The sequence below is a fragment of the Xanthomonas sp. SHU 166 genome (genome assembly GCF_000364685.1).
Classification (GTDB): domain Bacteria; phylum Pseudomonadota; class Gammaproteobacteria; order Xanthomonadales; family Xanthomonadaceae; genus Xanthomonas_A; species Xanthomonas_A sontii.
In genome coordinates this window covers 1-9,823 of sequence record NZ_AQOJ01000468.1, presented here as the reverse complement: position 1 = coordinate 9,823, position 9,823 = coordinate 1, and the positions used below count along the sequence as shown (strand labels likewise).

General features: G+C 68.8%; 8 protein-coding genes. 4 read left to right on the top strand and 4 right to left on the bottom strand.

Features of this window, described 5'->3' with window-relative positions; all coding sequences use genetic code 11:
• Window positions 1-341 precede the first annotated feature (341 nt).
• The 3 genes from D180_RS12400 to D180_RS12390 all read right to left on the bottom strand — a co-directional run bounded on the left by D180_RS12400 (window position 342) and on the right by D180_RS12390 (window position 5,379).
• Window positions 342-3,245 (bottom strand): valine--tRNA ligase, encoded by a 2,904-nt coding sequence (locus D180_RS12400; protein ID WP_017913043.1) that lies wholly within the window; start codon window positions 3,243-3,245, stop codon window positions 342-344.
• Between the two features lie 115 nt (window positions 3,246-3,360).
• Window positions 3,361-3,786 carry a DNA polymerase III subunit chi gene (locus D180_RS12395; RefSeq protein ID WP_043090908.1) on the bottom strand — a complete coding sequence of 142 codons (426 nt, stop codon included), beginning with the start codon at window positions 3,784-3,786 and terminating at the stop codon, window positions 3,361-3,363.
• A gap of 111 nt (window positions 3,787-3,897) precedes the next feature.
• Window positions 3,898-5,379, bottom strand: coding sequence for a leucyl aminopeptidase (locus D180_RS12390; RefSeq protein ID WP_017913041.1), 1,482 nt, complete (start codon window positions 5,377-5,379; stop codon window positions 3,898-3,900).
• 107 nt (window positions 5,380-5,486) lie between these two features.
• Here D180_RS12390 and lptF point away from each other — a divergent pair, with 107 nt between their 5' ends.
• From lptF to D180_RS12375, 3 genes are read left to right on the top strand one after another with little or no spacing between them, the layout of a single operon-like run.
• Window positions 5,487-6,572: an LPS export ABC transporter permease LptF gene (lptF, locus tag D180_RS12385; RefSeq protein ID WP_010343579.1), complete on the top strand. Its 1,086-nt coding sequence runs from the start codon at window positions 5,487-5,489 to the stop codon at window positions 6,570-6,572.
• Window positions 6,569-7,675, top strand: a complete 1,107-nt coding sequence (gene lptG / locus D180_RS12380) for an LPS export ABC transporter permease LptG (protein WP_017913040.1) — start codon at window positions 6,569-6,571, stop codon at window positions 7,673-7,675. Before lptF ends, lptG begins: the two co-directional genes overlap by 4 nt.
• Before the next feature lie 2 nt (window positions 7,676-7,677).
• A complete protein-coding gene (locus D180_RS12375; RefSeq protein WP_017913039.1) occupies window positions 7,678-8,010 on the top strand; it encodes a hypothetical protein in 333 nt (110 codons plus the stop codon).
• Window positions 8,011-8,199: 189 nt separating this feature from the next.
• Here D180_RS12375 and D180_RS12370 read toward each other — a convergent pair whose 3' ends face one another.
• The gene (locus D180_RS12370) at window positions 8,200-8,676 is read right to left on the bottom strand and encodes an RDD family protein (protein WP_017913038.1); all 477 of its coding nucleotides are present in this window, start codon (window positions 8,674-8,676) and stop codon (window positions 8,200-8,202) included.
• A gap of 175 nt (window positions 8,677-8,851) precedes the next feature.
• Between D180_RS12370 and xerD the strand changes: the two genes are divergently transcribed.
• The coding region (xerD, locus tag D180_RS12365; RefSeq protein WP_017913037.1) for a site-specific tyrosine recombinase XerD at window positions 8,852-9,823 on the top strand (972 nt) is incomplete at its 3' end.

Sequence of the window (9,823 nt, the reverse complement as noted above, 5' to 3'; positions counted from 1 at the left end):
ATGATGCCAAAGGCGGGGTTTTTAGAGGTGCCCTTCAGTCGCGACGAGCGAAGTGCAGATCGCCACCGGCTTCGATAGCGGTCTGGTCTAGGTGCTTCCACCAGTGCACCAAACAACTCGCCGAGAATTTCTGTGGGAGCGACTCCAGAGCGGATCCAATGACGACGGGGACCCACTGCAGGAGCGGCTCCAGCCACGACAGACAGCATTGCTTGCCGTCTGATGGTGCAGCGCGTCGGGACTGAAGTCCCTCCCACATCGCGCATCCGTCAGACGCGCGATGCTGCATGATGATGCCTCCGCCACCGCCGTGATGGGCGGAGGCGGCCCAATCGCTCGCGCTACAGCTTGGCGCGCTGCGCGCGCAGGCCGTCGAGTTGCGCGCTCCAGTCGGCCAGGCGCTGGCGTTCCTGCTCGACTACCGCGGGCGGCACCTTGTCGGTGAACTTGCCCAGCTTGGCCTCGCTCTTGTCCTTCTCGGACGCGACACGGGCGATCTCCTTGTCCAGGCGCAGGCGTTCAGCATCCAGGTCGACCAGGCCTTCCAGCGGCACCAGCAGCGTCAGTTCGCCGACGATCGCGGTGGCCGCGGCCGGCGACGGCGCGCCGTCGTCCAGCCACTGGATGGACTCCAGCTTGAGCAGGAAGCGCAGCTGCGCGGCGAAACGTTCGATTCGCGCGCGGTCTTCTGCCTGGCCACCCTGCAGCAGCAGCGGCACCTGCCGCGACGGCGCCACCTGCAGTTCGCTGCGCACGCGGCGCAGCGCCGACACCATCGCCTTCAGCCATTCCACGTCGGCCGCGGCGCCGGCGTAGGCGGCCACGTCCATCGCCGCCGCCTCCGGGTACGGCTGCAGCGAAATGGTCGGCGCGGCGATGCCCAGGCGCGGCGCCACCTGCTGCCACAGTTCCTCGGTGAGGAACGGGGTCAGCGGGTGCAGCAGGCGCAGCAGGGTTTCCAGCACGTGCAGCAGGGTGTGGCGGGTGCTGTCGGCGGCGGCCGCATCGTCGCCGCTCAGCGCCGGCTTGGCCAGTTCCAGGAACCAGTCGCAGAACTCGTTCCAGGCGAATTCGTACAGGCACTGCGCCAGCAGGTCGAAACGGTACGCGGCGAACTGCGCCTGCGCCTCGGCCGTGACCGCCTGCAGGCGCAGCAGGATCCACTTCTCGGCATCGGTGGCCGGTGCAAGCGAGGCTGAACCGGCATTCGAAGCGGTGTCCGCGTGGTTCGCCACCTGGGCGCGTGGCGACGCGTTCGTGATGGTCGCTGCGTCCACATCGTCCTGGCGCGTGTTCATCAGCACGAAGCGGCTGGCATTCCACAGCTTGTTGCAGAAGTTCTTGTAGCCCTCGGCGCGGCCCAGGTCGAACTTGATATCGCGGCCGTGGCCGGCCAGCGCGGCGATGGTGAAGCGCAGTGCGTCTGCGCCGTGGGCGATGATGCCCTCGGGGAATTCCTTGCGCGTGGCCTTCTCGATCTTCTCGGCCATGCGCGGCTGCATCAGCCCGGTGGTGCGCTTGGCGACCAGGTCCTCGATGCTGATGCCGTCGATGATGTCCAGCGGATCGAGCACGTTGCCCTTGGACTTGGACATCTTCTGGCCGTCCTTGTCGCGAATCAGGCCGGTGATGTAGACGTCGCGGAACGGCACCTTGCCGGTGAAGCTGTCGGTGGCCATGATCATGCGCGCCACCCAGAAGAAGATGATGTCGAAGCCGGTGACCAGCACGCTCGACGGCAGGTAGCGGTCGAAGCCGCGCTCGGCCATCGCCTGCGGATCCGGCCAGCCCATGGTCGCGAACGGCCACAGCTGCGAGGAGAACCAGGTTTCCAGCACGTCGCTGTCCTGGTGCAGGGCGACGTCGGCAGCCACGCCACCCTTGGCGCGCGCGTCGGCCTCGTCGCGGCCGACGTAGCAGTTGCCTGCGTCGTCGAACCAGGCCGGAATGCGATGGCCCCACCACAGCTGGCGGCTGATGCACCAGTCCTGGATGTTCTCCATCCAGTGGCGATAGGTGTTGATCCAGTTCGGCGGCACGAACTGGATCTGCCCGGACTCGACCAGTTCCAGGCCGCGCTTGGCCAGCGCATCCATCTTCACGAACCACTGGTCGGTGAGGTACGGCTCGATCACCTGGCCGGTGCGGTCGCCGCGCGGCACCTGCAGCTTGTGCGGCTTGGTCTCGACCAGGATGCCGAGGTCTTCGAGGTCGGCCAGCACGACCTTGCGCGCGTCGTAGCGGTCCATACCGCGGTATTTTTCCGGGACGCTGTCGTTGAGCGCGGCTGTCTGCGTGAACAGGTTGATCATCGGCAACCCATGCCGCACGCCGACCTGGTAGTCGTTGAAGTCGTGCGCCGGCGTCACCTTGACCACGCCGGTGCCGAACGCGCGGTCGACGTAGTCGTCGCCGATCACCGGCACGCGGCGGCCGGTCAGCGGCAGCGTCACGGTCTTGCCGATCAGGTGCGCATAGCGCGCATCCTCCGGGTGCACCATCACCGCGGTATCGCCGAGCAGGGTTTCCGGGCGGGTGGTGGCGACCACCAGGTAGTCGCGGGTCTCGCGCAGGGTCTCGTTGCCGTCGGCGTCGTGCTCGACGTGTTCGTAGCTGGCGCCGTCGTCCAGTGTGTAGGCGATCGACCACAGGAAGCCGTCCTCCTCGACGTTCTCCACTTCCAGGTCGGAGATCGCGGTCTTCAGCACCGGGTCCCAGTTGACCAGACGCTGGCCACGGTAGATCAGGCCCTGTTCGTGCCAGCGCACGAAGGCCTCGATCACCGCCGCCGACGGCTGCGGATCCATGGTGAAGGTGCTGCGCGACCAGTCGGCCGAGGTGCCGAGGCGGCGCATCTGCCGCTCGATGGTGTCGCCGGAGTGCTGCTTCCACTCCCAGACCTTGGCGATGAAGCCGTCGCGGCCCAGCGAATCGCGGGTCTCGCCCTTGCCTTCCAGGGTCAGGTTGCGCGACACCACCATCTCGGTGGCGATGCCGGCGTGGTCGCTGCCGACCTGCCACAACGTGTCGAAGCCGCGCATGCGGTGGTAGCGCACCAGCGCATCCATCAGCGTCTGCTGGAAGGCGTGGCCCATGTGCAGCGTGCCGGTCACGTTCGGTGGCGGCAGCAGCACGGTGTACGGCGTGCCTTTCCCGGACGGCGCGAAGTAACCGGACGCTTCCCATTGCGCGTACAGGCGCGATTCGAAGGAGGTGGGATCGTAGCTGGAGGCGAGGGTGGTCATGGGCTGGGAATCGGGAATCGGGAATGGGGAATCGATGGAGCGCAGAGCAGGGACCGCCTCAATGCGGCGCTTGGAGAAACGATTCCCGATTCTCCATTCCCGATTCTCCGCTTCATCACATATCGTGCTTGCTGACCGCGTAGCCCTGGGCCTTGTACTGCTTCCAGCGCTCGCGCAGCGGGTCGCGCGCAGACGGGTCGGCCGGCACCACTTCGAGGACGCGGTCGCAGGCGCCCAGGTAGGGCGCATCGCGCAGGTTGATCACCAGCGGCCGCTCCGGTGCGTCGACGCCGGGCGGGACGATCAGCACCTGCGCCTCTTCCTCGTCGGCATCGGCGTCGGCGATCTGGTGCGGGATGTAGGCGTCGGCATCGAACGCCCACAACAGCTCGTCCAGTTCCTCGGCCTGGGCCATGTCGCGCGCCAGCACCAGCGTCCACAGGTTGGCGTCGTTGGCCTTGCGCGCCAGCTCGCACACCAGCCGCAGCGGTTCGTTGAGGAACCGCGGCTTGGCGATCAGGTAGAAGTCGGCGCGCATCAGGACTGGGAGTGGGGAATGGGGAATAGGGAATGGGAACAGCGGGTGGCGGCGCGTGCGCCGCCTCCGGTTGGGTCAGACAGGGCGCTTTTCACGATTCCCGATTCCCGGTTCTCAATTCCCGGCCGCAACGCGGTCGAGCAACCACTGCGACAGCAGCCCCACCGGGCGGCCGGTGGCCATGCCGCGCTTGCCTTCGTCGCTGGCCACGCCGGCGATGTCCAGGTGCGCCCAGCGCTGGCCTTCGGTGAAGCGCGACAGGAAGCAGCCGGCGGTGATCGCGCCGGCCCAGCGGCCGCCGATGTTGTAGACGTCGGCGAAGCTGGAATCCAGCAGGCCCTGGTACTCGTCCCACAGCGGCAGGCGCCAGGCGCGGTCGAACACGTGCTCGCCGGCGGCCAGCAGTTCGGCGGCCAGGTCGTCGTGCTTGCTCATCAGGCCGGCGGTCTGGTGGCCGAGGGCGACCATGCAGGCGCCGGTGAGGGTGGCCACGTCGATCAGCGCCGCTGGTTTGAAGCGTTCGGCGTAGGTCAGCGCATCGCACAGGATCAGGCGGCCCTCGGCGTCGGTGTTGCCGACCTCGATGGTCTTGCCGGACATGCTGGTGATCACGTCCGACGGGCGGTAGGCGTTGCCGTCGATCGCATTCTCCACCGCCGGCACCACCACCACCAGGTTCAGCGGCAGGCGCGCGGTCGCGGCGGCGACGAAGGTGCCGATGACGTTGGCGCCGCCGCACATGTCGTACTTCATCTCCTCGATGCCGCCCTGGGTCTTCAGGTTGACGCCGCCGGTGTCGAAGGTGATGCCCTTGCCGACCAGCACGTAGGGCTGGGCGTCGCCGCCGCCATGCCACTTCAGCACCAGCAGGCGCGGGCGGTTGGCCGAGCCGCGCGCCACCGCCAGCAGCGAGCCCATGCCCAGTTCCTGCATCTGCGTCTCGTCGAGGATCTCGGCCTCGGCGCCGTCCACGCCCCGGGCGAAGGCGGCGGCGGTCTCGGCCAGGTAGGCCGGGGTGCACAGGTTCGGCGGCAGGTTGCCCAGTTCGCGGGCGAATTTCACGCCGGCGGCGATCGCCTCGCCCTGGGCCAGCGCGTTGGTGTCGTCGCCGTGCACGGCCAGGCGGGCGAGGCCGCTGTCGTCGGGCTTCTTCTTGCCGAGGGTGGCGGTGTAGCGGTAGCAGGCGTGGTCGCTGGCGATCACCGCCTGGCGGATCGCCCAGGCCTGGTCGCGGCCCTTGACCTCCAGCTCGCTCAGGGTCAGCAGCGCGCTGGCCGCCGGCCCGCTCTTGAGGGCGCGCGCGGCGTCGCCGACCGCCTTCAGGTACTGCGGCACGCCGAACTTGGCGGCGTCGCCCAGGCCCACCGTCAGCACGCGCGGCGCCTGCACGCCGGGCAGGTCGTGGAGCAGGGCGGTGGCGCCGGTCTTGCCGCTGACGTCGCCGCGCTCGGCCAGCGCGGTCAGGCGTCCGCCGCTGGCCGCGTCCAGGGCCTGGGCGGCCGGGGACAGGCGCTTGTCGGCGAACACGCCGACGACGATGCAGTCGAACGCCGCGGTGGCCGGGGCGTCGTGGTTCAGGGTGAATTCCAGGGCCATTGATCAGATTCCGTTGGCAAATCCGTACAATCGCGGACTCTTTACCCCCAGTCGGATAGGCTGGGGCAGCCGCGAACGAATCCGAGAGTTTAAATCAACCCACCCCCATGCCGAAGCTCGATCGATACCTGCTGCGCGATTTCGTCCAGAGCTTCTCGGCCACCCTGATCGTGCTGCTGGTGGTCAGCGTCGGTGGTGTGCTGGTGGACATCCTGGGCAACATCGCCGATGGCCGCATCCCGGCCAAGTTGTTGTTTTCACAGCTGGGCCTGCAGTTCGTGGTGTACCTGCCGCTGATCCTGCCGCTGGCGCTGATGCTGGGCCTGCTGCTGGCGCTGGCGCGGCTGTACCGCGACTCGGAAATGGCGGTGATCACCGCCATCGGCGTGGGCCCGCGGCGCCTGCTGCGGCCGATCCTGATGCTGGTGATCCCGGTGGTGACCCTGGTCGGCATGTGCTCGCTGTGGCTGGGCCCCTGGGCCGACCGTACCTCCGACCGGCTGATCGACGAGGCCAACCACAGCCTGCTGATGGCCGGGCTGGAGGCGGGGCGCTTCACCCCGCTGTCCGACGGCGGCATCGTCTATATCAGCACCCTGTCCGGGGACGGCACCAAGCTCAGCAAGGTGTTCATGCAGCGGCAGAAGGATGGCCGCCTGGACGTGGTCACCGCGCAGCGCGGCGCCATGTTCTTCGAGGGCAAGGCCGACCGCTACCTGCGCCTGGAGGACGGCTACCGGGTCGAGGGGCCGCTGGCCGGCGACGGGCTGGATTACCGGATGATGCGCTTCGTCAGCAACGACGTGGCGCTGCCCGACCGCAACGCCGCGCGCAAGGACGATGACCCCGAACTGCTGCCCACCGCCAAGCTGATCGGCGATCCGCGCCCGCAGGCCAACGCGCAACTGCATGCGCGCCTGGCGCCGCCGCTGCTGGCGCTGGCCTTCGCGCTGCTGACCCTGCCGCTGTCGCGCAGCTCGCCGCGGCAGCAGCGCTATGGCCGGATCATGCTGGCGTTCCTGGCCTACCTGGTCGGCACCAACCTGATGTTCCTCGGCACCCAGTGGCTGAGCACCGAGAAGCTGCCGCGCGCGCTCGGCCTGTGGTGGTTGACCCTGCCGTTGCTGGCCTTGTCGGTGTGGATGTACCTGCGCGATGGCCGGCTGTCGCGGCCGCGGAGGCAGCCGGCATGAGGCTGCGTCCGAACCTGCACGATGTGTACGTGGGCCGCGCCGTGCTCGGCACGGTGCTGCTGACCTGGGCGGTGCTGCTGGGCCTGGACGTGATCATGGCCCTGTCCAACGAGTTCAAGGTCATCGGCACCGGCAGCTACAGCCTGGGCCATGCCGCCGCGTTCGTGGCCTACACGGTGCCGCGCCGCGCCTACACCCTGTTCCCCACCGGCGCGGTGATCGGCGTGCTGATGGGCCTGGGCCAGCTTGCGGCCACCTCCGAACTGACCGCGCTGCGCGCGCTGGGTCTGTCGCGGCGTCGGCTGAGCCTGGCCGCGGCCTCGACCATGGCCGTGCTGACCGTGGTCATGGTGGTCAACGGCGAGACCCTGGCGCCATGGGCGCAGAACCAGGCCGATGCGATCAAGGCCAACGCCAAGTACAACGGCGACATGAGCATGGCGCGCTATTCCGGGCTGTGGGCGCGCGAGGGCAACACCTTCCTCAATGCCCAGGCCGGCGAAGAGCACCTGGAGGACGGCGGCGGCACCTGGCTGGAGCTGCGCGACGTGCGCCTGTACACGCTGGACGAGAGCGGCCGGCTGGCGTCGCTGACCCATGCCGCCATCGCCGAACACCGGCACAACGGCTGGACGCTCAAGCAGGCCTACCGCGACACCTTCGCCGAACGCTCGGTGCAGCGCGAGAAGTTCGAAAGCCTGCCGTGGCAATCGCAGCTGGACGCGGCGGCGCTGGCCTCGGGCCTGGCCAAGCCGCGCAACCTGTCGGCGCGCGACCTGCACACCAGCATCGAGTACCGCCGCCGCAATGGCCTGGACGCGCGCGACTACGAGGACCAGTACTGGAGCCGCTGGTTCTATCCGCTGAACGTGCTGGCGCTGTGCTTCGCCGCGATCCCGTTCGCATTCGGCGCGCTGCGCAGCGGCGGCATGGGCAAGCGCCTGTTCCTCGGCATCCTGTTCGCCCTGGTGTTCTGGCTGCTGCAGCTGTTCTTCGGCCGCATGGCCGGCGCCCTGAAGTTCGACTACCGCATCGCCTACGCCTTGCCGCCGCTGGTGATGCTCACCGTGTCCTGGTTGCTGTTCCGCAAACGCAGCAGTTAGCGATGCGGCGTCCGAGCACGACCGGGCTGGTGTTCTGCCTGTTGTATGCGGCGGTGATCGTTGGCTGCCGCTGGATGGCGAGCAATCTGCAGGTCGATGGCCATCTCCAGGCAGGTTTGCGGCAACTGCCGTTCGTTCCAATCACCCTTCCGCTGGCGATGCTCGACCTGTTGCCGTGGTTGGAGCGGTTGCCGAGGGTCGTCGCATACGCGCTGGTGCTGCTGCCCATGTTCTGGGCGAGCTACTGGCTGGGTCGGTCCTTGGAGCGGTGGATCGGTGGTGTGGTCGCCTCGCGCAGGGCCGCATCGGCGCGCAGGCATGCCGATGGGGGGTGATGCTGTTCGGCGTTCTCGCCAGTGCTTGCCGATCGGCGTCGATGTCGTGCTGGATTCGCCATGCGCGCTTCCGTTCGACGATGCGTCCAACGACATGAGATAGGTGCCGCTGGCCCTGTCGTGCCGCGCCGCAGTGGTCCCGATGTGGCAGGAGTGGTTGGCGCGCCGCCGCGCGCCCGTGCGCTGCGGTCAGGGCTTGGCTTTGGGCAATCGTGTCAGATAGGTGCCGCTGGCCCTGTCGTGCCACGTCAACCGCTCCCGATCAAAAAGCGCCCACCAGAACCCCAGCCCGCCCAGCAGCAACGATACCGTGCCGACCAGATAGCGCCGCCACAGCGCGCCCCAGCCTGGCGCGTTGCCGTCGGCGCCGTGCAGGCGCAGCCGCCATGGACGCATGCCCAGGGTTTGGCCGCCACGCCGCCAGCTCAGCGTCGCGTACAGGCCGGCGACCACCCAGCAGCACAGCCACAGCAGCCACTGCAGGGCGCTGAAAGGAGCGATGTTCTCGCGCGGCGCATGGCCTTCCAGCGTGTAGCCGAGGGTGAACAGCGCCGAGACCACGAACCACAGCGCCAGCACCGGCCAGGCGTCGTAGAACAGTGCCAGCAGTCGCCACAGCAGCAGCGCGCGTGGACGGGGGGCGGAAGCGGGAGGCGGTGCGCTCATCGGCACAGCTTAGAGCCAGTCGCACGCTTTGCGGTGGACTGCGTTGCGCGCGGCGCGGGCATGGGCAGCCCTGCGCTCGTCCCGCCCACATCGACCTTGCGCCCCCCGGCAAAGCCGCTAGGCTTTCCCGATTCCCGATTCCCGATTCCCGATTCCCGAATCTCCAATCCCCAAAATGCCCTCCCTGCATTCCCCCGCCGAACGCCGCCAGCAGACACAACGGCTCGCGCCGCTGCGTGAGGCCGATGCGGTGGCGATCCAGCAGTTCCTGGATGCGGCCTGGGCCGAGCAGGGGTTGGCGCGGCAGAGCCTGGACAGCTACCGCCGCGACCTGGAGGGCTTCGCGCGTTGGCGCGACGGTGCCGGCGGCGGGCTGGCCGGTGCCGATCGACAGGCGCTGTTCGATTACCTGGCATGGCGCACCGAGCTGGGCTATTCGCCGCGCAGCAACGCCCGCTGGCTGTCGTCGCTGCGCGCGTTCTTCGCGCTGCGCGTGCGCCGCGGCGAGCGCAGCGACGATCCGACCGCGCTGCTGGAGCCGCCGCGGCTGCCGCGTTCGCTGCCCAAGGCACTGGCCGAAAGCCAGATCGATGCGCTGCTGGCGGCGCCGGACGCGACCGCGCCGGCAGGCTTGCGCGACCGCGCCATGCTCGAGTTGATGTACGCCGCCGGCTTGCGCGTCAGCGAGCTGGTCAACCTGCCGGCCAACGCGGTCAATCTGCGCCAGGGCGTGCTGCGGGTCACTGGCAAGGGCAGCAAGGAGCGGCTGGTGCCGTTGGGCGAGGAGTCGCAGCACTGGCTGCAGCGCTATCTGGACAGCGCCCGCCCGGCGCTGGCGGCGGGGCAGGCGGTGCCGGCCAGCGATGGCGTGGTGCCGCTGTTCATCGACGCCGCGCGCCGCGCGCTGACCCGCCAGCAGTTCTGGGTGTTGGTGAAGCGCTATGCGGCGGTGGCCGGGATCGATCCGGTGCGGATCAGCCCGCATGGCCTGCGTCACAGCTTCGCCACGCATCTGCTCAACCGCGGCGCCGACCTGCGCGCGCTGCAGATGCTGCTCGGCCACAGTTCCCTGTCCACCACCCAGATCTACACGCTGGTGGCGCGCGAGCACCTGCAGAGCCTGCACCGCAAGCATCATCCGCGTGGC